The sequence below is a fragment of the Thiemannella venezuelensis genome (genome assembly GCF_014203605.1).
In the GTDB taxonomy this organism is placed as follows: Bacteria; Actinomycetota; Actinomycetes; order Streptosporangiales; family Streptosporangiaceae; genus Planomonospora_A; species Planomonospora_A venezuelensis.
The window spans coordinates 298428-324187 of sequence record NZ_JACHJJ010000003.1 but is presented as its reverse complement, the minus strand read 5'-3'; the positions used below and the strand labels follow the sequence as shown (position 1 = coordinate 324187).

Sequence of the window (25760 nt, the reverse complement as noted above, 5' to 3'; positions counted from 1 at the left end):
GTAGGAACGTCGGTATGCGGGTGCTGGTGGTGGAAGACGAACGCGATCTGGCCGATCTCGTGGCGGTGGGGCTGCGCCGCCACGCCATGGCCGTCGACGTGGTGTACGACGGGGCCGCCGCGGTGGAGCGGCTGGCGGTGCACGACTACGACGTCCTCGTGCTGGACCGGGACCTGCCCGAGATGCACGGCGACCTCGTCTGCCGTGAGCTGGTGGCGCGCGGGAGCCGTACGCGGATCCTGATGATGACGGCGGCGGCATCGGTGCCGGAGCGGGTGGCGGGTCTCGGGATGGGGGCCGACGACTACCTGCCCAAGCCGTTCGACTACGCCGAGCTGGTCGCACGGGTGCGGGCCCTGGGACGGCGCAGCCGGCCGCAGGCGCCGCCGGTGCTGAACCGGCACGGAATCGTGCTCGACACCCACCGGCTGCAGGCCGCGCGGGACGGGCGGCACCTGCACCTGTCGCTCAAGGAGTTCGCCGTCCTGGAGGTGCTGATGAGGGCGGACGGCGCGGTCGTGAGCTCCGAACGGCTGCTGGAGGAGGCGTGGGACGAGCACACCGACCCGTTCACCACGGTGGTGCGGGTCGTCGTCAGCCGCCTGCGGGCCAAGCTGGGCGACCCGCCGTGCATCCAGACGGTTCCCGGCGCGGGGTACCTGCTGTGACGACGATCCGGGTACGGCTCACGCTGATCTACTCCGGGCTGTTCCTGCTGACCTCGGTCGTGCTGCTGGTCACGGTCAACCTCCTGCTGCGCCAGGCGCTGGCCACGCGGGTCGCGCGGCTGCCCGGGGCGGCGGTGGCACCGGTGGCGCCGACGCCGGGGAGCCCGGCCGAGCGGCTGCCGCACCGGCCGCCGCTGCCCGAGCTGGTGGACGATGTGATCGCCTACCAGTGGGAGGTGACCGCGCTGACGGTCGGGATCCTGACGGTGGTCTCGCTGGTGGTCGGATGGCTGGTCGCCGGGCGGATCCTGCGGCCGATCCACCGGATCACCGCCACCGCGCGGCGGCTGTCCCTGTCGACCCTGCACGAGCGGATCGCGCTCGCCGGGCCGGAGGACGAGCTGAAGGAGCTGGCCGACACCTTCGACGCGATGCTCGACCGGCTCGAACGCTCCGTCGAGGGGCAGCGCCGGTTCATCGCGAACGCGTCCCACGAGCTGCGGACCCCGCTGGCCGTCCAGCGGGCGGCGATCGAGATCGGCCTCCCCGAGGACGTCGGCGAGATCCGCGACACGCTCCTGCTCCACAACCGCCGCGCGGAGAACCTCATCGGCGCCCTGCTGGTTCTGGCCCAGGCGGAGCACGGCCTGGACGACAGGAAACCGGTGGCGCTGGAGGAGGTGGTACGGCTCGTCGTGGCGGAAGGGGGTTCGCACGACGCCACCGTGACGGCGCGGACCGAGCCGTTCACCGTCGACGGGGACCCCGTCCTGCTGAACCGGCTCGTCACCAACCTCCTCGACAACGCGGTCCGCTACAACCGCCCCGGCGGGACCGTCGAGGTGACGCTCTCCCGTGGCGTCCTGACGGTCCGCAACACCGGCCCGCACGTGCCACCGGAACGTTTCGGCGACCTCTTCGAGCCCTTCCGGCGGCTGCACACGACCCGTGAGCAGGGCGCCGGGCTCGGATTGTCGATCGTCGCGTCGATCGCGAAGGCGCACGGGGCCGACGTGCGGGCGAGCCCCAACCCGGGGGGCGGACTGGAGATCGTCGTGGTTTTCACGGGACGTGAGGGCGCGGCGTCCGCCACGGACGGAGGCCTGTCCGCGGAGCACGGGGCGACCGGTTGACTGCTCCCGGCCGGGGCTCCGGCCGGGAGCTCCGGGGGGTGCCCGGGCCGGACGCGTCACGGCTCACGCCGCCGGCCCGCGGGCAGGCGGCGCCGTACGGTCAGTAGATCTTCGTCTTGCCGGGGAGCTCCTGGGGGATCTCCTCCGTGACGGCGGTGGCGGCGAGGAAGACCCAGCGCTTGTACGACCAGAACCGGAACAGCGTGCCGAGGGCCGTGCCGACCAGGAGCGCGGCGTTGTAGCTGATCGGGTCGTCCAGGCCGAGCGTGTAGGTCACGAAGCCGATCACCAGCATCGAGATCAGCAGCCCGACGCCGTTGAGCAGGAAGAACAGGAAGTACTCGCGGGCCAGGCCGCTCTGCTCCCGGTGCCGGAAGGTCCAGTAGCGGTTGCCCAGGTAGGCGAAGGTCGCCGCGACGACCGTGGCGATGACCTTGGAGGTCAGCGGGCCCCAGTCGAGGCCGAAGCGGAGCAGGTTGGTGCCGCTGAAGTCGATCACGAAGGCGATGGCCCCGATGGTCCCGAACTTCGCCAGCTCGCGCGCCAGGACGGCGAACCGCTCGTAGGCGTGTCGAAGAAACTGCACGTCTTCTGCACGGTCCTTTCAGGGTCGGCTGCGGATCCGCCGGCGGGAGGATCTCGGCACTCGCCCCAGGCTACCGGTGGCGTCGCGAGGCCGGTGCGGGAGTCTGCCAGGTCGGTACATCCCCGTTGCTCAAGAACATTTCAATAAATGTCACACAACGACGGATAAATCCGTGCATCCGACGTTACCCTGGTCGGGTAGATCGCGGGAAGTCCGGCACGCCCCCTTCCGCGATCGGTCCAGACGGATCGCCGCACGTGACGGCCACGAACCCCCGGGACCACCCCTTGCCCCGCCGACTGACCGCCCTGCTCCTGAGCCTGTGTGCGCTGGCGGGCTGCGGCGTGCAGACGGAGGGCCGGGCCGCGGCTCCCGGCGCCGGGCCGTCGCCGGAGGCATCCGCCCGTACGGTCGGGCGCGCAGAGGCGGCCCAGGCGTTCGAGCTGCTCCGGCGGCTCGACGACGCCTGGCGGGACCGCGACTGCGCGGCGGTGGAGAGGCTGACCGCCTGGGCGGAGAGTACGCTGGGCGGCCGTGCCTGCGAGGCAACCCGGAACGGCCGCCCAGCTCCCGCCCGCAAGGAGTACTCCGACCCGGAGTTCTTCCTGCCCGCCACGGCCGGAGACGACCGCTGGTTCGCCGCCCTGGCCCGCGAACCCGGCCCGGCCTACTTCCTCTTCGTCCACCAGGGCGACCACTGGCGCCTCGCCGCCGGTCCCGTCCCGGTGGACGGCGGCGACGCCCCGGAACCGGTCGCGGATCCGGACGGCGGGGCGGCGGCGAGCGCGGTGCCCGGCGACGACCCCTCCACGGGGGTGCGGGCCCGGCTGGTGCCGCAGCGCTACCTGACCTACCTCACCGACCCGGCAGGGGTGAGCGGGGTGCGGTTCGCCAAGGGCGACGCCGCCGCGGACCTGCTCAAGGAGCTCGGCGAGCGGCCGGGGAGGGTCCGCCCCGACCGGCTCACCGCCGACGTCCGGCTGGTCGTCGGCCCGCAGCGGGCACTGGCGCTGCCGGAGGGGGGCGCGCTGGTGTTCCACGCCCTGGAGATCGAGTACCGGCAGCGGCCGGGAGCCGGCCGGTCCACGCTCGCCCACCCGATCTACGGCAGGGACGACCTGCGCGGGTTCACCGGGGGCGCCAGGGCCGCCGAGCTGACCGGCACCGAGATCCTGCTCGCCGTCACCGAGGTCACCGCCCGCGGCAGGCTCTCCACCGTCGCCTTCCGCCGCGCCCTGGCCGAGCTGTCCACCGGCTGACGGCCACCGTACCCGGGGCCGGTAAGCTCAACGGACGTGAGCAGCGCTTCCCCAACCGGCCCCGTCGTCGGCATGATCGGAGCGGGCCAGCTGGCCCGGATGACCCAGCAGGCGGCCATCGCCCTCGGCGTGGAGCTACGGGTGCTGGCCGACTCCGCCGGCGACAGCGCGGCCCGGGTGGTCGCCGACGTGCGGCTCGGCGACTACCGCGACCTGGCCGACCTGCGCGACCTCGCCAAGGGCTGCGACGCGGTCACCTTCGACCACGAGCACGTGCCCACCGAGCACGTCGCCGCGCTCGCCGAGGACGGCGTCGCCGTGCACCCCGGGGCCGCGGCGCTCGTGCACGCCCAGGACAAGGCCGTGATGCGCGAGCGGCTGACCGCGATCGGCGCCCCCTGCCCGGCCTGGCGGCGGATCTCCGCGGCCGCGGACGTCGAGGAGTTCGCCGCGGAGCACGGCTGGCCGGTCGTGCTCAAGGCCGTGCGCGGCGGCTACGACGGGCGGGGCGTCTGGGTCTGCCGGTCGGCGGAGGAGGCCGGGGAGGTCCTGGCGAGCGGGGTGCCGCTGCTGGCGGAGGCGTTCGTGCCGTTCGAGCGGGAGCTGGCCGTGCTGGTCGCCCGCTCCCCGCACGGGCAGGGCGTCAGCTACCCGGTCGTGGAGACCGTGCAGCAGGACGGCATCTGCGTCGAGGTCCTTGCCCCGGCGCCCGGCCTCGACCCCGAGCGGGCCGCGGTCGCCCAGGGCGTCGCCCTGAAGATCGCCACCGAGCTGGGCGTCACCGGCCTGCTCGCCGTCGAGATGTTCGAGACCTCCTCCGGGCTGGTGGTGAACGAGCTGGCCATGCGCCCGCACAACAGCGGCCACTGGACCATCGACGGCGCCCGCACCTCCCAGTTCGAGCAGCACCTGCGCGCCGTCCTCGACCTGCCGCTCGGCTCGCCCGCGCTGTCCGCGCCCGTCGTCGTCATGGCCAACCTCCTCGGCGGCGACGATCCGGACGTGTTCTCCCGCTACGAGCACGTGATGGCCCACGATCCCGGGATCAAGGTCCACTTCTACGGCAAGGACGTACGGCCCGGCCGCAAGATCGGGCACGTCACCGCGGTCGGGACCGACCTGGAGGAGGTCCGGGCCCGCGCCCGGCACGCCGCCGCCTACCTCGCCGACGGCGTCTACGTCTGATCGGGGACCCCGGCTCCGGCCGGGGCGGGAAGTCAACTCACACGACACGATCGGACACGGGTCCGGTGAAGGAGAGCGCATGGCCACCGTCGGCATCGTCATGGGAAGCGACTCCGACTGGCCGGTGATGCGGCTCGCCGCCGAGGCGCTCGCCGAGTTCGGCGTGGACTTCGAGGCCGACGTGGTCTCCGCGCACCGCATGCCGCAGGAGATGATCGAGTACGGCGCGCGGGCGGCTGAGCGCGGCCTGAAGGTGATCATCGCCGGGGCCGGGGGAGCCGCCCACCTGCCCGGCATGCTGGCCTCGGTGACCCCGCTCCCGGTGATCGGCGTGCCCGTCCCGCTGAAGTACCTCGACGGCATGGACTCCCTGCTCTCCATCGTCCAGATGCCCGCCGGGGTCCCGGTCGCCACCGTCGCCGTCGGCGGGGCGCGGAACGCGGGGCTGCTGGCCGTACGGATCCTCGCGGCGGCGGATCCGGGGCTGCGGACGAGGATGGAGGAGTTCCAGGCGGAGCTGAAGGAGCAGGCCCACGCGAAGGGCGCCCGGCTCCGCGAGGAGGCGGACCGGCTGACGGCCGAGGTCGCCGGGGGCCCCGGACGGGCCCGCTGACCTCGCCGGACCGTACCGATCGGTCGGCGTTTCCCGCGGCGCGCGGTCTCTATTCCTGGAAGCGCGCCTCCAGCTCGGGGGCGGTCCTCGACGGGACGAACTCGGTCACGCGGTAGACGCACACCCCGGCCGTGACGAAGGGATCGGTCGAGGCCAGGGACTCGACGGCGCCCCGGTCGGGGCCGGTGGCGAGGATGATCCCCCCGTCACGGGGGACCTTGCGGCCCGAGGCCAGGAAGAACCCGGCGGCGTACTGCTCGTCCAGCCAGGCGACGTGCTCGTCGAGCACGGCGTCGACCTCTTCGAGGGGGGCGGTGTAGGTGAGTTCCAGGACGAACATGCCCTCATTCTTCCACCCGGTCCTTGATCCCCGGATTCGGCATGACGGGCGTCGAGGCGGGCGGATACCGTGTACGCGGGCCGCGTCGGCTCCGAGGGCACCGCGCCGAGGTCGGGCGGCCCGACGACGAGGGGATGACGACATGGAAGCGGATCTGAGCGGGGCCATCTGGCGCAGGGCTGTCCCGGACGGCGCCGGAGACGACGGCGGGAACTGCGTCGAGGTGGCCGTGGTGGACGCCCCCGGCACCGGCCACAAGGCGGGTCTCGGCCCGCTGTACGTGCTGCGCGACTCCAGGGACCCCGAGGGGCCCAAGCTCTTCTTCACCCAGTCCGAATGGGACGCCTTCGTCGGCGGCGTACGGCTCGGCGAATTCGACGTCTGACGGAGCCATGGCCAAGACCACCGGTGCAGCATTGCCGGTGGTTTTGGCCCACCCCCGACTCCTCGCCGGTCTGTGAGTGCCTGGCCATCCGAACCGCCGGGAAGCAGGTGCAAATCCCCGAGTCTCGTACGGGAGGTTTGCGATGATGGACGCAATGACTGATCCGGGGTCACGGAAGGAGCGAGACGGTGACGTACGACCCGAAACTGGCTGCGGCGTTGTCGGGTGCGACCCTCCGTCAGCTCGCGCACTGGCGCAAGCCCAGCGCGAGCCGGGGCGCGGTCCTGGTTCCGGAGATCTCCGCCACCCGGCCCGTCCTCTACTCCTTCCGTGACGTAGTGGCGCTGCGGACCTGCGTCAAGCTGCGTAACGACGCGTCGCTGCAGAAGATCCGGCGAGCGCTCGACACCCTCCGTGACGATCTGAAAGAACGAGACCACCTGTCGTCGCATCGACCCGACCCCGGCCGCCGCCTGCGCGTCGTGGACCCGGTCCTCGACCCACCGAAGTTCTGGCCCGACACGATGTAGGTCCTGGGCTCTCCCGCCGTAAGCAGGGCTGGGACAGGAGGGGGGCGTTGCGGCGGCCGGCCCCGTGGGCTGGAGGGGCGGGCCGCCGAGGAGAGGACCGGGGTCGGCGGGTGGCGCCAGGTGGCGGAGCCGTACGGACGAGACCGGAGCGGTGGGCGCTACGGGCGGCCGAGGGCGCGGTAGTGCCAGCCGGCGGCGCGCCAGGTCTCGGCGTCGAGGGCGTTGCGGCCGTCGACGACCTTCCGCTCGGCGACGACGGAGCCGAGCTCCTCGGGGTCGAGGTCGACGAACTCCTGCCACTCGGTCAGCAGCAGCACGACGTGCGCGTCGCGGGCGGCCTCCAGCGCGGATTCGCCGTAGAGGAGCTCGGGGTGGGCGCGCCGGGCGTTGTCCAGCGCGATGGGGTCGTAGACGGTCACCCGGCCGCCCTGGCGGCGGATGTTGACCGCGACGTCCAGCGCCGGGGAGTCGCGGATGTCGTCGGAGTTCGGTTTGAACGCCGCGCCCAGCACCGCCACCGTGCAGCCGGCGAACGACCCCCCGGTCAGCTCGCGCGCCAGGTCCACCATGCGGGCCCTGCGGCGCATGTTGATCGCGTCCACCTCCCGCAGGAACGTCAGCGCCTGGTCGGCGCCGAGCTCCCCGGCCCGCGCCATGAACGCCCGGATGTCCTTGGGCAGGCAGCCGCCGCCGAAGCCCAGCCCGGCGTTGAGGAACCTGCCGCCGATCCGCTCGTCGTAGGAGAGCGCCAGCGAGAGCTGCTTGACGTCGGCGTGCGCGGCCTCGCACACCTCGGCCATCGCGTTGATGAAGGAGATCTTGGTGGCCAGGAAGGCGTTGGCCGCGACCTTGACCAGCTCGGCGGTGGGGTAGTCGGTGACCACCAGCGGCGTGCCGTACCCCAGCATCGAGGCGTAGACCTCGCGCATGATCTTCTCGGGTTTCTCCGACTGCACGCCCAGCACGATCCGGTCCGGGTGCATGGTGTCCTTGACCGCGAAGCCCTCGCGCAGGAACTCGGGGTTCCACGCCAGCTCGGCGGCCTCGCCGACCGGTGCCAGTCGCGCCAGCCGGTCGGCCAGGCGCTGCGCGGTGCCGACCGGGACGGTGGACTTGCCGATGATGAGGCACTCGCGCTGCAGGTGCGGGGCGAGGGAGTCGATCACCGCGTCCAGGTAGGAGACGTCCGCGGCGTACTCGCCCTTCTTCTGCGGGGTGCCCACGCAGACGAAGTGCACGTCGCCGAAGGCCGCGACCTCCTCGTAGGAAGTGGTGAAGCGCAGCCGGCCGCTGGCGAGGTTGCGGCGCAGGATCTCCTGGAGCCCGGGCTCGTGGATGGGCAGGTCTCCGGCCTGCAGGCTGGCGACCTTGTCGGCGTCGACGTCGAGGCCGAGCACTTCGAAGCCCAGCTCGGCCATGCACGCCGCGTGAGTGGCGCCCAGATATCCGGTCCCCAGCACGGTCAGGCGGTGAGCCACTGCGGATCCTTTCGGTTCTACCCAATCCATCGCGGACAGGTTACCGGCATCCCTTGACTCCCACTTTGCCACCTGCGCAAACACAGAGCGGCACATATCACACGGGTGGAGCGGTCCACACTTTGTTGGACGTCCTACTATTTTCGCATGAGCTTCCCTCTCTACGCGCTGCCCGAAGAGCACCAGATGCTCCGGGAGACCGTCCGCGCCCTCGCCGACGAGAAGATCGCCCCTCGGGCCGCCGAGGCCGACGAGACGGGGGAGTTCCCCTGGGACGTCTACAAGGCCCTCGTCTCCGCCGACCTGCACGCCGTGCACGTGCCCGAGGAGTACGGCGGCGCGGGCGCCGACGCGCTCGCGACCGTGATCGTCATCGAGGAGGTGGCGCGGGCCTGCGCGTCGTCCTCGCTGATCCCGGCGGTCAACAAGCTCGGCACCGTGCCGCTGCTGCTGTCGGCCTCGGAGGAGCTCAAGCAGCGCTATCTCGCGCCGGTCGCGCGGGGTGAGGCGATGTTCTCCTACGCGCTGTCGGAGGCCGAGGCGGGCAGCGACGCCGCGGCGATGAAGACCCGCGCGGTGGCCGACGGCGACCACTACGTGCTCAACGGCGCCAAGATGTGGATCACCAACGCCGGGGTGTCGGAGTACTACACGGTGATGGCCGTGACCGAGCCCGGCGCCGGCGCGCGCGGCATCTCCGCGTTCGTGGTGGAGAAGTCCGACGAGGGCGTCAGCTTCGGCCCGAAGGAGAAGAAGCTCGGCATCAAGGGCTCCCCGACCCGCCAGGTCATCCTGGAGGACGTCCGCATCCCGGCGTCCCGGATGATCGGCGAGCCCGGCACCGGCTTCAAGACCGCGCTGGCCACCCTGGACCACACCCGCATCACGATCGCCGCCCAGGCGCTCGGCATCGCCCAGGGCGCGCTGGACTACGCCATCGGCTACGTCAAGGAGCGCAAGCAGTTCGGCAAGGCCATCGCGGAGTTCCAGGGCGTGCAGTTCATGCTCGCCGACATGGCGATGAAGCTGGAGGCCGCCCGCCAGCTCACCTACGCCGCCGCCGCCAAGTCCGAGCTGGCCGCGCACGGCGAACCCCAGGCCGACCTGACGTTCTTCTCCAGCGCCGCCAAGTGCGCCGCCTCGGACGCCGCCATGGAGATCACCACCGACGCGGTCCAGCTCCTCGGCGGGTACGGCTACACCAGCGAGTTCCCGGTCGAGCGCATGATGCGCGACGCCAAGATCACCCAGATCTACGAGGGCACCAACCAGGTCCAGCGCATGGTCATGGCCCGCCAGCTCCTGAAGTAGGGGTGGACCGGCGGAGGCCCTGCTTCCGCCGAGGCCGTTCCCCGGCCGCTCCGGCCCTGCCGCGGGCGGGTGGTGTCCGCGGCCCGCCTCACGCGCCGGACGGGTCCGTGCCGGGAGGGTCGTCGCAGGTGTCGCGCCAGGCGCGCTGGTGCTCGACGACCCGCTGGAAGGTGTCCTTGAAGGCGGTGTAGGCGTCGGAGCCCAGCGCCTGCCGGTGCCGGTGCTCGATCGCGGCGAGGATGGCGCGGGCTTTGGCGATCTCGTCCATGCCGTGCTCGGTGGGCACGACGAGCTTGGCGCGGCGGTCGCGCGGGTCGGGCTCGCGCCGCACGTATCCGAGGCCGACGAGTTCGTCGACGATGGTGCCGACGATCTGCTTGTGCTGCCCGGACCGGGCCGACAGATCGGTGGCGCGGACCCCCTCGGGGTGGAGGAAGGCCAGGATCGAGCCGTGGCGGGGCCGTACGTGGGGGTGCCCCTGCCCGGCCAGGGTCTGGAACAGCTCCTCCTGGATGGCGCGCATCAGTTGTCCGGTCAGCATGCCCAGATCGGGATCCTTCTTGGCGGTGCCCATCATGTCCTCGATCGATCATGGTTATTGACTGTCACGATACATGACCATGTATCGTGCCGACGCCCCGGCGGCGGAGTGGCGCCGCGGGCGCTTCCGCCGGTCCTTCCGGGCGGGGCCGGTCCGGGGCGTCGTGCCGCGGCCGATCCGCAGCCGTGCGACACAGTGTCGCCAGATCGTCCCCAGGGGTTACTTCATGCGCGTTGTCCGAGGTGGCCCCGGGTCCGCAAGCTGATCGGCAACACGATCAGAAAGGCACCCCCCATGCCGCGGACCTCCTCCCTGCGCGCCCTGCAGCGCATCGCCTCCGACCACCGCGCCGCCCGCCGCCTCGGCCTCCCCGTCGACGAGCTGCGCGGCCTGCGCGCCGAGGCGGCCGCCGAGCCCGGCGGCATCGCCCGGCGCGAGCTGCTCAGGAGGGCCGCGCTCCTCGGCCTCGGCGCGGCGGGCCTCGGCGCGCAGGCCGCGGCGGCCCGTACGGCCCGTGCCGACACCGCCGCTCCGCAGGCGAGGCCGCTCAAGCCCGCCCGCGTCGCGGTGATCGGGGCGGGCATCGCGGGGCTCACGGCGGCGCTCACCCTGCGGGACGCCGGGGCCGCGCCCGTCGTCTACGAGGCGAACCCCTCCCGGGTCGGCGGCCGGATGTACTCCCAGCGCACCCTCTGGGCCGGCGGGCAGACCTCCGAGATCGGCGGGGAGCTGATCGACGTCGAGCACAAGAAGATGCTCCAGCTGTGCCGCCGCTTCGGCCTGCCCACCGTGAACTTCGCCGGATCCGGGCCGAACGGGGCCGAGGAGGTCCTGCACGTCAACGGCGCCTACTACCCGCGCTCCCAGGCCGACGAGGACTTCAAGGACGTCTACCACGCCCTGCACTCCGACCTGATGGCCGCCGGGGAGGTGATGTGGAACCAGACGACCCCCGAGGGCACCGCGCTGGACGGCATGTCCATCCGGGAGTGGATCGACTCGCGCGTGCCCGGCGGTTACGCCTCGAACCTCGGCCGCTTCCTCGACGTCGCCTACAACGTCGAGTACGGCGCCGAGACCGCGGACCAGTCGTCCCTCGCGCTGGTGCTGCTGATGGGCTACCAGCCCAACCCCGGCCACTTCAACGTCTGGGGGCTGTCCGACGAGCGCTACCGCATCGTCGGCGGCAACGATCAGCTCCCGCAGGCGATGGCGGCCTCCCTGCCGCCCGGCTCGCTCCAGCTGGGTTGGAGGCTGCTGGCCGTACGGGCCAACTCGGACGGCACGCAGACGCTCACCTTCGACGAGGGCGGCACCACCAGGACCGTCACCGCCGACCACACGGTCATCACCGTGCCGCTCCCGGTCCTGCAGGGCCTGGACCTGTCGCGCGCCGGGTTCGACGCCCGGATGACGAACCTGCTGCGCGACGCGCGGATGGGCTACGTCACCAAGCTCAACATGCAGTTCTCCACCCGCACCTGGCGCGGCACCGGCCCCTGGCCGGGCGTCTCGGCCGGCGACTGCTTCACCGACCTGCCGTTCCAGCAGTGCTGGGACACCACCAAGGACCAGGCGGGCACGTCCGGGGTGCTCATCCAGTACGGCGGGGGCGACGCGGCGTTCGCGCTGAACCCCTCCACCCCGTTCCCCACCCACTCCGACGCCTACGTCCGCAACCTGGTGCCGTCGGTCCTGACCCAGATCGACAGGGTCTTCCCCGGGACCGGGGCGAAGTGGAACGGGCGCGCGCAGCTCTCGGCCTGGCACAGGAACCCGTACGCGCTCGGCGCCTACTCCTACTGGCCCGTCGGCTACCTGCACCGGTACGCGGGCTACGAGGGGGTACGGCAGGGCAACGTCCACCTGGCCGGGGAGCACTGCTCCTACGACTTCCAGGGCTTCATGAACGGCGGCGCCACCGAGGGCGAGCGGGCCGCGAACGAGGTCATAGCGGATCTGCGGTGACCGGAGCGGGCCGCCGTCCGGGAGCGTGCCGGGCCTCGACGGCGGCCTTCAACCCGCGGAGCCAGCGCTCGTGGCCGGCGCGGAGCCTGCTCTCGCCGTAGACGTTTTCTTCCGGTGCTCCTCGCGGGCTGCGGGCCCGCGACCGAGGCGTCGGCGGGGCCGCGGGTCAGGTGGGGCCGCGGGTCAGGAGAGGGCGCACGCGGCCGCGCGGTTCAGCAGCGCGGCGCGTTCGGGGGCGTTCTGAGTGAGGGAGGCCGCGCGTTCGAACTCCGCACGGGCCTCCTCCAGGCGGCCGAGCCTGGCCAGGAGGTCGCCGCGCACGGACGGCAGCAGGTGGTAGTTCTTGAGCGACGGCTCGGCGACGAGCGCGTCGACGAGCTCCAGCCCGCGCTCCGGGCCGTACGCCATCCCCAGCGCGACCGCCCGGTTGAGCTGCACGACCGGCGAGGGCGTCAGCCGTACGAGCACCTCGTACAGGGCGGCGATGCGCGCCCAGTCGGTCTCGCCGGCGGTGCGGGCCTGCGCGTGGCAGGCGGCGATCGCGGCCTGCAGCACGTACGGCCCGGGCGGCGTGCCGAGCTTCTCCGCGCGCAGCAGCGCCTCGAAGCCGCGCCGGATCAGCAGCCGGTCCCAGAGGGCGCGGTTCTGGTCGAGGAGCTGGACGGGTTCGCCGGACGGGCCGGTGCGCGCCCGGGAGCGCGAGGCCTGGATCTCCATCAGCGCGACGAGCCCGTGGACCTCGGCCTCCTGCGGGGCGAGCTCGGCCAGGATGCGGCCCAGGCGCAGCGCCTCCTGGCACAGGTCCAGGCGCACCCACGCGGTTCCGCCGGTCGCCGCGTACCCCTCGTTGAAGATCAGGTAGACGACCTCCAGGACGGAGGCCAGCCGGTCGGCGCGCTCGGCGCCCTCGGGCACCTCGAACGGCACGCCCGCCTCGGCGAGCGTGCGCTTGGCGCGGACGATCCGCTGGGCGACGGTCGGCTCGGAGACCAGGAACGCCCGCGCGATCTCCTCGGTCGACAGGCCTCCGAGCATGCGGAGCGTGAGCGCGGCGCGCGCCTGCGGGGAGAGGACGGGGTGGCAGGCGGTGAACACCAGCCGGAGGATGTCGTCCTCGATGGGCTCGGTGTCGAGGACGGCGTCGAACTCCGGTGCGGGATCCGCGCTCTCCAGCCCGTGCCCGATCTCCTCCAGCTTGCGCTCCAGCCGCTCCTGGCGGCGGATCCGGTCGACGGCCCGGCGCTTGGCGACGGCCATGAGCCAGGCGCCCGGGTTGTCCGGCACGCCTGACTCCGGCCACTGCTCCAGCGCCGCGACCAGGGCGTCCTGCGCCAGCTCCTCGGCGAGGCCGATGTCGCGCACCAGCCGGGCGAGACCGGCGATGATCCGGGCCGACTCGATCCGCCAGACCGCGTCGACCGTGCGATGGATGTCAGAGGCCGTCACCCGGACGATGAGAGCACCCGTGCCGCGCCCGGCGCAAGCCCGGGCGGGAACCCCGCCCGGGCGCAGGCCTCCCCGGGCTCACCGCCCGGCCTGCAGGTCCTCCGGTCCGAACACCTGCTGGATGACGCCCTTGCCGTCGCCGACGATCTGCCAGAAGCGCCTGGACAGCTCGATCGCCTCCTCCTTGGTGCGCGTCTCGATGAGCGCGAAGCCGACGACGACCTCCTTGGCCTCGGCGTACGGGCCGTCGGTCACGGTGATCTTGCCGCCGGAGGACTCGATGTGGATGGCTCGGGGGTCCAGCCCGCCGGTCGCCAGCAGCACCCCCGCCCTGCTCATCTCCTCGATGAACCGGCCCATCTCGGCCATCATCCGCTCGTCCGGGGGGTTGCCCGCCGACGCGTTGTCGTCCGTGGTCATCATGAGGAACCGCATCGCGGTGCTCCTTTCGTTTCCGGCCGGTCCTTCCCGGCCTCTGCTGACGCGTCGAACGGCGGGTCCCCCGATCGACACGGCTCACGAGATTTCTCCGGACTTTCTGCCGGCGGTCCCCGCCGCGGGGAGCCGGAGCCGTGTCCCCGCAGGTGAGGACCGTACGGCTCCGGGCTCCCGTCACCGCGCCCGGTGGACGGTGAAGTCGTCGAAGGAGACGGTGAGGAGGCCGTCGCCGCCCTCGGGCACCTGGGCGATCACGCCCGCCTGGCTGTTGCCCGCGCCGGGCAGGCCCTGGGCGTCGGTGGCGTCGAGCACCCGGGTCCCGTCGACCCAGAAGGTGAGGCGGACCCCGGCACCGGTCCGGCGGCACGCGGCCTGCAGGCGCACCGTCCGCCCCGTGCCCGGCGCGTCCGCCCGTACGGCGGGCGCCACGTCCAGGCGGTCGCCCTGCGCGGTCCTGGTGACCCGGGCCGTGCCGTCGAATCCGAGGAGGAACCGGTATCCGTTGGGCACGTTCTCGTCCCACCAGCACAGGAGCCCGAGTGCGCCCGTCCCGGTCGAGCCCTCTCTGACCTGGGCGGTCGCCCCGATCAGCACGTCGCGCTCGGGGGAGGACAGGGCGACCGGAGTCTTGGCCGGGACCGGGGACAGCGCGGGGTTGGACGGGTAGGAGGAGTCGGCCCGGAGCGAGAAGACCCCGCGGTCGATCTCGTAGCCCCTGTAGGTGCGTTCCTCCTCCGGGGCGTCGGGGTTGAAGGTGTACCCGTCCCACCCGGTCCGCTCGCTGAAGTCGTCGCTGTACAGCGGCGTGCCCGCCGCCTCGGCCGCCGGATCGCCGGCTCCGGGCCGGAGCGTGAGGACCGCGACCGTGACGAGCACTGCCGCCAGTACGGCGGACGCCCCCCAGACCCAGCGCCGCACCGGTGTCCCGGCCGGCCGGGCGAGGGCGGCCCGGAAGCGCCGCGTGGCCCGCGGTCCGGCGACGGGCTCCCCGGGCAGGAGGGCGGTCGCGCCAGGGACGGCGGCCTCCCCGGCGGGGGAGGCGGGCGGGACGGCGGCGGGCCGGGTCTGCGCCTCCCGCCACGACCGGGAGAACTCCCCGCCGCCCGCTCCGTCGTCCCCGATCAGGCGCAGCAGCGCCTCCCGGGCGGTCGGGCGTGCGTCCGGGTCCTTGTCCAGGCAGGCCGTCACCACCTCGCGCAGGTCGTCGGGGAGCGCGGGGAGCTCGGGTTCGGCGTGCAGGATCCGGTACATGACCGCCGGGACGGTGTCCTGCCCGAAGGGCGGGCGCCCGCCCGCCGCGTAGGCCACCGTCGCCGCCCAGGCGAACATGTCGGAGGCGAACCCGACGCGGTCGCCGGACACCTGCTCGGGCGACATGTACGCGATGGTGCCGATCACGTGGCCGGTGGTCGTGGTGGCGGTGTCCCGCAGCCGGGCGATCCCGAAGTCGATCACTCGCGGCCCGTCCGGGCCGAGCAGCACGTTGGGCGGCTTGAAGTCCCGGTGCACGATCCCGGCCTGGTGGATGGCGGCCAGCGCGGTGACGGTCCCCACCGCCAGGCGCCGCAGGGCGCCCCCCGCGCGCGGCCCGCCCGCGGTGACGGCGGCCCGGAGGGAGGGACCGTCGACGTACTCGCTGACGATGTACGGCCGCTCGCCGCCGAGGTCGGCGTCCAGCACCTCCGCCACGCAGAACGACGACACCTGCCGGATCAGCTCCGCCTCGCTCGCGAAGCGCCGCCGCCCGGCCGGGTCGGAGCTCGACGCGGCGTTCAGGGCCTTGAGCGCCACCGGCGTCCCGGAAGGACCCTCGGCGAGGTAGACCGTGCCCTGGCCGCCCTCGCCCAGGCGGCCCAGCAGCCGGTAACCGCCCATCCGCTCCGGATCTCCCGGCTGAAGAGGCTCCATCACACTCCCGTCCGTCCCTCGGAGCGGCGGCCCGGACGCTCCGCCATGAAGCGTTCCAGGAAACGGTCCCGCCGGGAAGCGGATCGGCCCCGGACATCGGGCGCGCCGTCCGGGGCCGATCCGCCGGCGGAGCCCTAGGAGGCGTGGATCAGCGTGCGCAGCACGTCGGGCCTGTCGGTGATGACGCCGTCCACCCGGTGGGAGACCAGGCGGCGCATGGTGCTCCTGCCGTTCGCGGTCCAGGCGAAGACCTTCATGCCGTGGCGGTGGACGTGCCGGACGTAGTCCCGGGTGAGGCCGGCGTACGGCGGGTTGATCTGGTCGGCGAACCGGGCCAGACCGGCGAGCCGGGAGACCGGCGGCATGCCGAGCAGGCCGACCGGGACCCGGGGCATGATCCGGTGGAAGCGGCGCATCGATCCCCAGTCGAACGACTGCACGGCGAGCCGGCCGCCCCTCAGCCAGGAGGGGTTGCGCCGCAGCTCGTCGGCGACGCGGCGCTCGATGCCGGGGTAGAGCCGCGGCGCCTTGATCTCCAGCAGCAGGCCGAGCCCGCTGCCCTCCATCGCGCGCAGCGCCTCCCCGAGCGTGGGCACCGGTTCGCCGCGGTGCTGGGGGCCGGACCACGAGCCCGCGTCCAGCCGCCGGATCTCCGCGAGCGTGAGGTCGCCGACCCGCCACGGCGCGCGGCCGGGGAAGACGCTCTCGGCGTCGGTGGTCCGGACCAGTGTCGTGTCGTGCATCAGGACCAGCCGGTGGTCCCTGGTCTCCTGGACGTCGAGTTCGAACATGTCGGCGCGCTGCGCGGCCGCCAGCTCGAAGGCGGCGACGGTGTTCTCGGGCGCGTACGCCGACGCCCCGCGGTGGGCGACGTTGACCGGGGGCGGCGGCGGCGCGGCGGCCGCCCCCGGAAGGGGGGCCGCCAGGACGGTGAGCACGGTCATGATGACGAGGCCGGGTCGCCGGAGCATGGGTCTCCTCAGGCTGTGGGAAACGGCATACGACCCGAACTTGACAACGTGTCATGACATTGGGCTGATGAGAGGGTAACTCCCGGGTGCGGAACGGGTGAGCATCCGGCGCCGGGCGGTTCCTCCGTGTCGCGGCCGGCCCGGCGCCCGGCGGGGCGTCTCAGCCGCGCTCGACGGTGTCCTCCAGGACGATCCGGCCGATGATCTCGTACCGCTCCGGCCTCCTGGCCCGCAGGTAGAGCGCCAGGGCGGCGCCGAGCACGGCGACGCCGAGCACGATCCACGGGATCAGGGTGAAGAACAGCGTCTTGGAGGCGTCCCCTGCCGCGGTCTCCTGGTTCTGGAAGAGCAGGAGCACCACGTAGGACATCGCCAGGCCGCCCGCGAGCGGGGCGAGCAGCGTGCGCCACCAGGAGGCGGTCTCGGGGTGCTTCCTCCTGACGTGGAAGTAGCCGACGACGGCGAACGAGCACATGGTCTGGACGATCAGGATCGCCAGCGTGCCCAGCACCGCGAGCAGCGTGTAGACGTGCAGGTAGGGGTCCATCCCGGTGAAGAAGAACGCCAGGACGATCACGACGGAGACGGCGGTCTGCACGAACCCGGCGATGTGCGGCGAGCCGTGCCTGGGGTGCGTGGCCCCGAGGGTTCTGCGCGTGCCCGGGATGAGGCCCTCGCGGCCGATCGCGTACAGGTAGCGGGAGGCGCAGTTGTGGAAGGCCATCGAGCAGGCGAACGAGCCGGTGAGGATGAGGACCTTGAACAGGTCGACCGCCCACTGGCCGACGAGCTCGCCGGTCGGGATGAAGAAGATCCCGGCGTACTCCCTCGCCGCGATCGCCGGTGCCCCGGCGCCGTTGGCCGCCACGGTCATCCAGGAGACGAAGGTGTAGAACAGGCCGATGCCGACCACGGAGACGAGGGTCGCGATCGGGATGATCCGCTTGGGGTCGCGGGACTCCTCGCCGTACATCGCGGTGGACTCGAAGCCGACCCACGACCAGAAGCACATGAACAGTCCGAGCCCGACGGCCCCGCCCTCCAGCCCGGTGGTGGTGAAGGCGCCTGCCGGGTTGAGGGTGTGCGCCATCAGCCCGTCCGGCCCGCCGCCGTTGAGCAGGGCGGCGACGGCGGTCAGGCCGAGCATGAGGATCTCGGTGATGAGGAAGACGCCGAGGACCTTCGCGGTCAGGTTGATGTCGAAGTAGGTGAGGACCGCGTTGAGGGCCAGGCCCAGGGCGGCGAACCAGAGCCAGTGGATGTCGGCCCCGGTCAGGCTCTTGAAGGTGTCGTTGGCCGAGTAGGCGAAGAACCCGATGATGGACGCCTCGAAGACCACGTAGGCCATCGTGGCGAGCAGTCCGGCGACCATCCCGGCGACCTGGCCGAGGCCGTGGGAGATGTAGCCGTAGAAGGCGCCGGCGGAGGTGATGTGCTTGGCCATGGCCACGTAGCCGACGGAGAAGACCGTGAGGACGAGGGTCGCCACGAGGTACGCGGCGGGAACCCCGAGGCCGTTGCCGAAACCGACGACCATGGGGACGTTGCCGGTCATGGCGGTGATGGGGGCGGCGGTGGCGACCGCCATGAAGATGACGCCGACGAGTCCTACCGCGTTCTTACGGAGACGGCTGATGCCTTCGGTCTGCCCGGCCTGCCCGGCCGGGTCGGTGGGCTTCTCGGTGATGCTCAATCGCGTGCGCCTTTCCAGGACCAGCGCCTGACGGGGGGATGGCGGTGATCCTGGCATTTATACAGGCCGACGAGATAGGCGGATCCGCCGCGAAACGGTTACGGGATGTCAGGTCCCGGACGGGGCGGGCGACGAGGGGACACCGTCGGCGCGGGAGACGGAGCGGCCGCGGAACGCCGGGCGCGCGGCGGCGCGCCGGCTCTCCGGGGGACGGCGGGCGACCCGCGCTCCGCGGGGTTCAGGCGGCGGCGTCGAAGGCCTCGTGCAGGGTGCCGCACGTCTCGAAGTGGCGGTCGAGACTGGTGATCGAGAGCAGGCGGGTGATCATCCCGGGGGTGAGCACGAGGATGAGGCGGCCGTGGGAGTCCCTCATCCGGGTGAGCGCGTCCACCAGGGTCCCCAGTCCCACCGAGTCGCAGAACGGCACCTGGGTCAGGTCCATCACCAGGCAGGAGCGGTCCGATCCTTCCAGCGCCCGGTCGACCTCGGCCCTGAGCCGGGGGGCGACGTTCATGTCCAGCTCGCCCGCCGCCCTGATCACTACGCAGGGACCGTTCTGCCATGTCTGAACGTCGAACACCGGAATCACGATCATCACCTCCGTCGGTTCTCACCTGCCCGGAGGGCCGGGGGTTATGCCCCTTGAATCACTTTTTACAGATGTTCTGTGTCGCGGTCCTGGCTGCCGGAGTGGAGGACGGAGCGGCGGACGGGGACGAGGCGGGAGCCGCCTCCTCGACGGTGACCTTCTTCACCTCCGGGCGGTCCTGGCCCGCGATGACCTCGATGGTGTCGCCGAGGTCGTCGATCAGGCGGACGTCGGCTCCGGGGAGGGCGGCGGCGAGGGTCCTGGCGGAGTCCTCGCGGCCGGGGCCGTACCGGATGACGGTCTTGTCGTAGTCCCTGCGCTGGGTGTCCCCGGCCTGTTCGGGGACGAGGAAGCCCGCCTTCAGCAGCTGCTCCCGGGTGCGCGCGCCGAGGCCGGTGACCAGGGTGCCGTTGAGCACCTTGACGGAGATCCGCGAGGGCGGCACGGTCAGCCGGGTGGCCGAGGGGGACGGCGTCGCGCCGGTCTCGGGCGCGGGGGTCGCGGATGCCGCGGGTGTCTTGGCGGGCCCGGTGAGCTGCTCGTCGGCGGCGATCCGGCGGAACAGCTCGCGGGCGGCGGGCTTGTCCCAGAGCACCGCGGACTCGCCGGTGGGCGTCCGGTAGTCGACGTCGGCGATCGGCACGGTGGCGAAGGCCACGTCGTCGGTGGAGACGGTCTTGAGCTGGTCGGCCAGGCCGAGCAGGTTCCCGCGGAGCGCGTCGTCCACGCGCAGGGTGCCCAGGGTGGTGTTGACGAACCGGGTGAGCTTGACCGGGTTGGTCAGTGTGTCGCCGCTCAGCGCCTGGCTCAGCAGGGCCGAGATGACCTGCTGCTGGCGGTCGATGCGGTCGAGGTCGGAGCGGGCGGTGGCCCGGGTGCGGGCGTAGGCGAGGGCCTTGGCGCCGTCGAGGGTGTAGGTGCCCGGCTGGAGCTGCAGGGCGGTCTTCGGGTCGTCGATCGCGACCGGGGTGCAGACCGTGACGCCCTCGAGCGCGTCCACCACGTTGATGAAGCCGAGCACGTTGACCTCGACGTAGTGGTGGATCGTCAGCCCGGTGGCGTTCTGAACCGTGCGGGTGGTGAGCTTGGGGCCGCCGAGCTGGTAGGCGGCGTTGATCTTGTGGTCGCCCTTGCCGGGGACGGCCGTCCAGGTGTCGCGGGGCAGGCTGACCACGGTGACCCTGCGGTGGTCCTCCGACAGGTGGATCACCATCATGGTGTCGGTGCGCTGGCCGGTCTCGCGGCCGAGCTTGAGCTGGTTCTGCTGCTTGCGGGTCAGGTCGTCGCGCCTGTCCACGCCGACGAGCAGGATGTTCATCGCGCCGGTGGACTGCGAGCCGGGGACCCCCGCGTCGACGGACTCGATCCTGCTCGCCGCGTAGTTCGGCAGCGACCAGGCGGCTCCCGAGCCGGCCAGGACCAGGGCGGAGAGCGTGCCCGCGATGATCAGGTTGCGCCGCCGGGAGCGAGCGCTCCTGGCGGACCTGCGGTCGCGCCTGGGAGCCACCCGGACGCCTCCGTAGGCGTCGCCGCCCACGTGCACACCCGAGTCCTCGTCTTCCGGGTCGCGCATCAGCCCCCCTCGGCTTCATCTGGGTCGATGAGGTACCCGTTCGTACAGTAGCGTGAGCGACGCCATGAAGCAGTTCCCCGACTCGCCCGTGCCGGCGCCGTCTTCCGAGACGCGCGTCTGGCCCCCCGTCTCGGTCGTCATCCCGGTGCTCAACGAGGAGCGCCATCTGCGGGAGGCGGTCCGCCAGGTTCTGTCCCAGCGGTACGGAGGGCCGATCGAGGTCGTCCTCGCCATCGGGCCGTCCCAGGACCGCACCCAGGAGGTCGCCGACGCGATCGCGGCCGAGGACCCCCGGGTGACCGTGGTCCCCAACCCCACCGGCCGCACGCCCAACGCGCTCAACGCCGCCATCGCCGCCTCCCGCAACGGGATCATCGCGCGGGTGGACGGCCACGCCATGCTCCCGGAGGACTACCTCCGGGTCGCGGTGGAGACGCTGGAGGAGACCGGCGCCGACAACGTGGGCGGGATCATGGCCGCCGAGGGCGTCACGCCCTTCGAGCAGGCGGTGGCCCGCGCCATGACCTCCAAGATCGGCGTCGGCGGCGCCCGGTTCCACACCGGCGGCACCGCGGGCCCGGCCGACACGGTCTACCTGGGCGTGTTCCGCCGCGAGGCGCTGGAGCGGGTCGGCGGCTACGACGAGCACTTCCAGCGCGCCCAGGACTGGGAGATGAACCACCGCATCCGCCAGACGGGCGGCCTGGTCTGGTTCCAGCCCCGGATGCGCGTCTCCTACCGGCCGCGCCCGAACCTGGCGGCCCTCGCCAGGCAGTACTTCCACTACGGCCGCTGGCGGCGCGTGGTGGCCCGCACCCACGAGGGCACGATCAACCTGCGCTACCTGGCCCCGCCGACGGCGGTGCTGGCCATGCTCGCGGGTCTGCTGGTCTCGCCGTTCTTCTGGCCGGGCCTGCTCGTCCCCGGCGGCTACGTCGCGGCGATCCTCGCCGGTTCGGCGGTGACCGGCAGCGGCCTGCCTCCGGCGGCGCTGGTGCGGCTCCCGCTCGTCTACGCCACCATGCACGTCTCCTGGGGCTGGGGCTTCCTCACCAGCCCGCCGAGCCTCGGCAAGCCGGCGGCCGACCCCGGGCGGTGACGGGCCGGGGCCGGGTGCTCAGCGCCCCGGCGCGCCGTCGCCGAGGCGCAGGAGCGTCTCGGCGACGAGGACGTCCACGGGGTGGGTGACCTTCATGTTGCGCTCGCTGCCCGGCACGATGTGGATCGGCACGTCGGGCAGGTAGCGCAGCACGACGCCGCAGTCGTCGGTGGCCTGCCGCCCGGCGAACCCGGGGTCGGCGAAGGCGCGCTCGTAGGCCTCGCGGATCACGGGGAGCCGGAAGCACTGCGGCGTCTGGGCGCGCCAGATCCGGGCCCGGTCGGGCACCTCGCTGACGACCTCCCCGTACGGCCCCGGCGCGGTCACCACGACCGTGTCGGAGCTCGGGATCGCCACCTCCACCGCCGGATGCACGCGCAGCGCCGCCACGCACTCGGTGATGATGCGCGGCTCCAGCAGCGGGCGCGCGGCGTCGTGCAGGAGCACGTCGCAGTCCTGCCCGCCCAGCGCCTCCAGTGCCCGCCAGGTGGTCTCGGTACGGCTCGCGCCGCCCTCCAGCACCTTGCCGACCTTCGTGAACCCGCTGCGGGCGACGAGCCGCTCCGCCTCCCCGGTGAAGCCCGGCGCCATCAGCACGACGACCTCGTCGATCTCCGGCGCGGCGTCGAACACGGCGATCGTGTGCTCGATGATCGTCTTGCCGGCGATCTCGATGAGCTGCTTGGGGGCGTCCCGGCCGACCCGCCGGCCGACCCCGCCCGCGAGGACGACTCCGACGGCGCGGCGGCGCGGTTCAAGGGCGGTCACGGCGGGCCTCCTCCGAGGGGTCGGTACAGGCCCGAGGGTAACGGGTGATCACCCGGAGACGCGCCGCGCCGGACCGGTGGTCGGCCGCGCTCCCGTGATATCGCGTCAGGATCTCGCTACGCTGGGTGCGCACTCCCGATTCGCGCGGTGATCCCGTCGGATGCGAAGGAGCCCCGCTTGCATGACACCGCATCATCCTTATCCTTTCCCCTCGGACCAGGCGCTCCACGGACGTCCGCCGTCGTGTTCGCCACCACCGCCGCGGCGAGGCTCCGCTGCCCCGACGGCACCCTGCTCGACCGGCTGACCGGCCAGCTCTCGGCGTTCCAGGTCCGGGAGGTGCACGTGGTGGCCAGGGCCGGCGACGTCGTCCGCGCCACCGACGGGTCCTACCTGATCGGGTCGGACGGCTCTCAGGGGATCTCCGACGACCTGCGCCGGGTCGCCCGGGTGGCGCGCGGCGCCGACGGCCCGGTGGCGGTGCTCGCCGGTGACCTGGTCGCCCACACCGAGGCGCTCGCCGGGCTCCTGGACCACCCCGCGCGCGGCACCGGGGCGGTGGTGGCCTGCTCCCCGGCGGGCGGGGACGAGCCCGGCCCGCTGCGCCCGCCCGTCCGGGTCGAGGGCGGCCGGGTGGCCGCCGCGGGCACGTTCCTGCACCGGGTGAGATCGGCCAACGGCACCTTCAGGGGTGCCCTCCAGGTCGGTGAGGCCGACCTCGGCGACCTGGCCGAGACCGCGGAGCGCCTGGCCGAGCTGGCCGAGGCCGGCAGGCTGGGCCCGGTGGACGGCATCGAGGCCGGCGACCTCCTCCTGGCCGGGCTGGTGCGCGCGGGCGTGCCCGTCCGCGTGGCCGAGCTGGGCCGGCTCCACTGCGACCGGGTGGCCGGCCAGATCGCCGCCGACGCTGCCCTCGCCCGGGTCGCGGAGGTGGACGTGAACCGCGTCTGGCTGGACGCGGCGGTCAAGACCGACGACGGCTTCTTCGCCACCTACTTCGTGAGCTCCTGGTCCCGGCACCTGGTCGCGCTGGCCGCCCGGCTCCGGCTGACGCCGAACGCGGTCACCGGGATCTCCGTGGGCCTGGCCGTGCTCGCGGCGGTCTGGTTCTCGGCGGGCACGCGGGCGGCGATGGTCGCCGGGGCGGTCCTGCTCTACCTGTCGTTCGTGCTCGACTGCGTGGACGGCCAGCTCGCCCGCTACACCCGCGCCTTCTCCCCGCTCGGCTCGTGGCTGGACGCCACCTCCGACCGGGTCAAGGAGTACACCGTCTACGCGGGTCTCGCCTTCGGCTACACCGCGAGCGGCGCGGGGGGCGCGGAGGGCTGGGGCGTCTGGCCGCTGGCCGTGGCCGCGCTGATCCTGCAGGCGCTCCGCCATATGATCGACTTCTCCTACGCGGACGCGGGCAGGGCGCGCGCCGCCAGGCGGGGGGCCCCGACCGGCACGGGCGTCCCGATGGTCCCGGCGCAGGCGCCGCCCCCGGGGGCGACCGGCGGCCGGCCCGCCGGGACCGGCCTCCGGAGCTCCGGGGAGGGGGAGACCGGCGCCGTCGTACGGCTCTCGCGCCGCCTGGAGCAGGACTCCCTCACCCGCTGGCTCAAGAAGATCGTCATCCTGCCCATCGGGGAGCGGATGGCGCTGATCGCGGTGACCGCGGCGGTGGCCGACGCGAAGACGACGTTCGCCGCCCTCCTGGGCTGGGGCGGTCTCGCCGCCCTCTACACGCTCGCCGGCCGGACGGGCAGGTCGCTGGCATGACGGCCGACGTCCCGGACCCCCGTCCCCCGGCGGCCCCGCGCCTGCCGGGGTTCTCCGCGCGCAGGGCGACGGCGCCGCGCGGCGCCGTCGCGACCTACCGCGACGACGGCCCGGCGGCCCGGGCGATGGGCGTGCCGGCGGCGGGGGAGCTGCCGCCGCTGCCGCCCGTGCTCGTCGGCGCGTTCGTGACCGGCGTGCTGCTGAGCGTCGGCGCGGCCGGCACCGACGGCCTGACCGCGTTCGCCCCGGTCGTCGCGCTGCTGCTGCTGGCCGGTCTCGGCAGCTCGCACCCGCACGGCGGGCGGCTCGACTGGCTGGTCCCGCCCGTCCTGCGCCTGACCGAGTACGGCTTCGCGGCGGCGGCGGGCTTCGCCCACGGCGTGCCGCCGTGGCTGCTCTTCCTGTTCCTGGGCGCGCTGGTCTTCCACCACTACGACGTCGTCTACCGCGTACGCCAGGGCCTGCACCCGCCCGCCTGGCTGGCCGCGGCGGGCTTCGGCTGGGACGGCCGGATGCTGCTGCTCGCGCTCGGCGGCCTCACCGGGCAGCTGACGGCGGTCCTCGCGCTCCTGTCGCTCTACCTGTGGGGGCTCTTCGGCTGGGAGAGCCTCACGTGCTGGCTCGCCGTCCCGCGCTCGGGGGTGGACTCCGCCGAGCTCGGGGCGGACGATTGAGAACGCCCGGCAAACCCCGGATTACACGATCAGGGTCCAAAGGCAACTAACCTTTGGGGCCAGGAGTGCCCGCCGAGGGTCTCATTCGAACGAGGAGTGCACGTTGCTGGGAATGGTGCTGGCCGCCGGGGCCGGACGACGCCTGCGGCCGTACACCGACACGCTGCCCAAGGCGCTCGTGCCGGTCGACGGTGACACCACGATCATGGACATCTCGCTGCGGAACCTCGCGGCGGCCGACCTCCGCGACGTCGTGGTCATCGTCGGCTACCAGGCGCAGGCCGTACACGAGCGCAAGGCCGAGCTGGAGCGGCGGCACGGTGTGAAGCTCACCCTCGTGCACAACGACAAGGCCGAGGAGTGGAACAACGCCTACTCCCTGTGGTGCGCGCGCGACTACTTCGACCAGGGCGTGCTGCTGGTCAACGGCGACACCGTGCACCCGGTCTCGGTCGAGCACACGCTCCTGTCGGCCCCGGTCACGAGCGACATCCTGCTCGCGGTGGACGACGTGAAGAAGCTCGCCGACGAGGAGATGAAGGTCACCCTCGACGGCGGCGGCCACCTGAAGCAGATCACCAAGCTGATGGACCCCGCCTCCGCCGCGGGCGAGTACATCGGCGCGACCCTGATCCGCCCGGGCGTCGGCGCGCGCCTGGCCGACGCGCTGCAGGCCACCTTCGAGCGCGACCCGCAGCTCTACTACGAGGACGGCTACCAGGAGCTGGTCGCCCGTGGCGAGAAGATCGCGGTCGCCCCCATCGGCGACGTCTCCTGGGTCGAGGTCGACAACCACGACGACCTGGCCAAGGCGCGGGAGATCGCGTGCCGATACTAGCCAGG

Annotated in this window: 25 protein-coding genes; 13 read left to right on the top strand and 12 right to left on the bottom strand. The window is 72.9% G+C overall.

Going from position 1 to position 25760, the window contains the following annotated elements:
* Nucleotides 1-14 precede the first annotated feature (14 nt).
* Both FHS22_RS07100 and FHS22_RS07095 read left to right on the top strand, forming a co-directional pair.
* Complete coding sequence (locus tag FHS22_RS07100) at nt 15-668, top strand: response regulator transcription factor (protein WP_184939464.1); 654 nt, start codon at nt 15-17, stop codon at nt 666-668.
* The gene (locus tag FHS22_RS07095; RefSeq protein WP_184939462.1) at nt 665-1801 is read left to right on the top strand and encodes a HAMP domain-containing sensor histidine kinase; all 1137 of its coding nucleotides are present in this window, start codon (nt 665-667) and stop codon (nt 1799-1801) included. Before FHS22_RS07100 ends, FHS22_RS07095 begins: the two co-directional genes overlap by 4 nt.
* Before the next feature lie 100 nt (nt 1802-1901).
* Here FHS22_RS07095 and FHS22_RS07090 read toward each other — a convergent pair whose 3' ends face one another.
* A complete protein-coding gene (locus FHS22_RS07090) occupies nt 1902-2387 on the bottom strand; it encodes a GtrA family protein (protein WP_184939460.1) in 486 nt (161 codons plus the stop codon).
* 287 nt (nt 2388-2674) lie between these two features.
* Between FHS22_RS07090 and FHS22_RS07085 the strand changes: the two genes are divergently transcribed.
* The 3 genes from FHS22_RS07085 to purE all read left to right on the top strand — a co-directional run bounded on the left by FHS22_RS07085 (nt 2675) and on the right by purE (nt 5444).
* Complete coding sequence (locus tag FHS22_RS07085; RefSeq protein ID WP_184939459.1) at nt 2675-3646, top strand: DUF8094 domain-containing protein; 972 nt, start codon at nt 2675-2677, stop codon at nt 3644-3646.
* A gap of 36 nt (nt 3647-3682) precedes the next feature.
* Nucleotides 3683-4831 carry a 5-(carboxyamino)imidazole ribonucleotide synthase gene (locus FHS22_RS07080; RefSeq protein WP_184939457.1) on the top strand — a complete coding sequence of 383 codons (1149 nt, stop codon included), beginning with the start codon at nt 3683-3685 and terminating at the stop codon, nt 4829-4831.
* Between the two features lie 79 nt (nt 4832-4910).
* A complete protein-coding gene (purE, locus tag FHS22_RS07075) occupies nt 4911-5444 on the top strand; it encodes a 5-(carboxyamino)imidazole ribonucleotide mutase (RefSeq protein WP_184939455.1) in 534 nt (177 codons plus the stop codon).
* A gap of 49 nt (nt 5445-5493) precedes the next feature.
* Here purE and FHS22_RS07070 read toward each other — a convergent pair whose 3' ends face one another.
* Nucleotides 5494-5784, bottom strand: coding sequence for a YciI family protein (locus FHS22_RS07070; protein WP_184939454.1), 291 nt, complete (start codon nt 5782-5784; stop codon nt 5494-5496).
* A 142-nt stretch (nt 5785-5926) separates the two neighbouring features.
* Between FHS22_RS07070 and FHS22_RS07065 the strand changes: the two genes are divergently transcribed.
* Nucleotides 5927-6169 (top strand): DUF397 domain-containing protein, encoded by a 243-nt coding sequence (locus FHS22_RS07065; protein ID WP_184939453.1) that lies wholly within the window; start codon nt 5927-5929, stop codon nt 6167-6169.
* A gap of 188 nt (nt 6170-6357) precedes the next feature.
* Nucleotides 6358-6699, top strand: coding sequence for a MerR family transcriptional regulator (locus FHS22_RS07060; RefSeq protein ID WP_260407724.1), 342 nt, complete (start codon nt 6358-6360; stop codon nt 6697-6699).
* Nucleotides 6700-6857: 158 nt separating this feature from the next.
* On the opposite strand, the gene FHS22_RS07055 is transcribed toward FHS22_RS07060, so the two are convergent.
* Nucleotides 6858-8207, bottom strand: coding sequence for a UDP-glucose dehydrogenase family protein (locus FHS22_RS07055; RefSeq protein WP_221473310.1), 1350 nt, complete (start codon nt 8205-8207; stop codon nt 6858-6860).
* Nucleotides 8208-8324: 117 nt separating this feature from the next.
* Here FHS22_RS07055 and FHS22_RS07050 point away from each other — a divergent pair, with 117 nt between their 5' ends.
* A complete protein-coding gene (locus tag FHS22_RS07050) occupies nt 8325-9488 on the top strand; it encodes an acyl-CoA dehydrogenase family protein (RefSeq protein WP_184939449.1) in 1164 nt (387 codons plus the stop codon).
* An 88-nt stretch (nt 9489-9576) separates the two neighbouring features.
* Here the strand turns inward: FHS22_RS07050 and FHS22_RS07045 are convergent, their stop codons facing one another.
* Nucleotides 9577-10065 (bottom strand): MarR family winged helix-turn-helix transcriptional regulator, encoded by a 489-nt coding sequence (locus FHS22_RS07045; RefSeq protein WP_260407723.1) that lies wholly within the window; start codon nt 10063-10065, stop codon nt 9577-9579.
* Nucleotides 10066-10323: 258 nt separating this feature from the next.
* Between FHS22_RS07045 and FHS22_RS07040 the strand changes: the two genes are divergently transcribed.
* Nucleotides 10324-11997: a flavin monoamine oxidase family protein gene (locus tag FHS22_RS07040; protein WP_184939448.1), complete on the top strand. Its 1674-nt coding sequence runs from the start codon at nt 10324-10326 to the stop codon at nt 11995-11997.
* 183 nt (nt 11998-12180) lie between these two features.
* On the opposite strand, the gene FHS22_RS07035 is transcribed toward FHS22_RS07040, so the two are convergent.
* The 7 genes from FHS22_RS07035 to FHS22_RS07005 form a co-directional block, all read right to left on the bottom strand.
* A complete protein-coding gene (locus FHS22_RS07035; RefSeq protein ID WP_184939446.1) occupies nt 12181-13443 on the bottom strand; it encodes an RNA polymerase sigma factor in 1263 nt (420 codons plus the stop codon).
* Nucleotides 13444-13521: 78 nt separating this feature from the next.
* Nucleotides 13522-13878 (bottom strand): YciI family protein, encoded by a 357-nt coding sequence (locus tag FHS22_RS07030; RefSeq protein WP_184939444.1) that lies wholly within the window; start codon nt 13876-13878, stop codon nt 13522-13524.
* 177 nt (nt 13879-14055) lie between these two features.
* Nucleotides 14056-15789 (bottom strand): serine/threonine-protein kinase, encoded by a 1734-nt coding sequence (locus tag FHS22_RS38925; protein WP_184939443.1) that lies wholly within the window; start codon nt 15787-15789, stop codon nt 14056-14058.
* Nucleotides 15790-15923: 134 nt separating this feature from the next.
* Nucleotides 15924-16760 (bottom strand): glycerophosphodiester phosphodiesterase, encoded by an 837-nt coding sequence (locus tag FHS22_RS07020; RefSeq protein ID WP_184939441.1) that lies wholly within the window; start codon nt 16758-16760, stop codon nt 15924-15926.
* 160 nt (nt 16761-16920) lie between these two features.
* On the bottom strand, nt 16921-18453 hold the full coding sequence (locus FHS22_RS07015; RefSeq protein ID WP_221473309.1) for an APC family permease: 1533 nt from the start codon (nt 18451-18453) through the stop codon (nt 16921-16923).
* 238 nt (nt 18454-18691) lie between these two features.
* Nucleotides 18692-19033 (bottom strand): STAS domain-containing protein, encoded by a 342-nt coding sequence (locus FHS22_RS07010; RefSeq protein ID WP_338047636.1) that lies wholly within the window; start codon nt 19031-19033, stop codon nt 18692-18694.
* Between the two features lie 67 nt (nt 19034-19100).
* On the bottom strand, nt 19101-20615 hold the full coding sequence (locus FHS22_RS07005) for an LCP family protein (protein WP_184939438.1): 1515 nt from the start codon (nt 20613-20615) through the stop codon (nt 19101-19103).
* Between the two features lie 64 nt (nt 20616-20679).
* Between FHS22_RS07005 and FHS22_RS07000 the strand changes: the two genes are divergently transcribed.
* A complete protein-coding gene (locus FHS22_RS07000) occupies nt 20680-21714 on the top strand; it encodes a glycosyltransferase family 2 protein (protein ID WP_184939657.1) in 1035 nt (344 codons plus the stop codon).
* A gap of 18 nt (nt 21715-21732) precedes the next feature.
* Here the strand turns inward: FHS22_RS07000 and FHS22_RS06995 are convergent, their stop codons facing one another.
* On the bottom strand, nt 21733-22482 hold the full coding sequence (locus FHS22_RS06995; protein WP_184939436.1) for an IspD/TarI family cytidylyltransferase: 750 nt from the start codon (nt 22480-22482) through the stop codon (nt 21733-21735).
* A 243-nt stretch (nt 22483-22725) separates the two neighbouring features.
* Between FHS22_RS06995 and FHS22_RS06990 the strand changes: the two genes are divergently transcribed.
* The 3 genes from FHS22_RS06990 to FHS22_RS06980 all read left to right on the top strand — a co-directional run bounded on the left by FHS22_RS06990 (nt 22726) and on the right by FHS22_RS06980 (nt 25755).
* The gene (locus tag FHS22_RS06990) at nt 22726-24243 is read left to right on the top strand and encodes a CDP-alcohol phosphatidyltransferase family protein (RefSeq protein ID WP_338047635.1); all 1518 of its coding nucleotides are present in this window, start codon (nt 22726-22728) and stop codon (nt 24241-24243) included.
* A complete protein-coding gene (locus tag FHS22_RS06985) occupies nt 24240-24917 on the top strand; it encodes a DUF5941 domain-containing protein (RefSeq protein WP_221473307.1) in 678 nt (225 codons plus the stop codon). Before FHS22_RS06990 ends, FHS22_RS06985 begins: the two co-directional genes overlap by 4 nt.
* Nucleotides 24918-25020: 103 nt before the next feature.
* Nucleotides 25021-25755: a phosphocholine cytidylyltransferase family protein gene (locus tag FHS22_RS06980; RefSeq protein WP_184939433.1), complete on the top strand. Its 735-nt coding sequence runs from the start codon at nt 25021-25023 to the stop codon at nt 25753-25755.
* Nucleotides 25756-25760 lie beyond the last annotated feature (5 nt).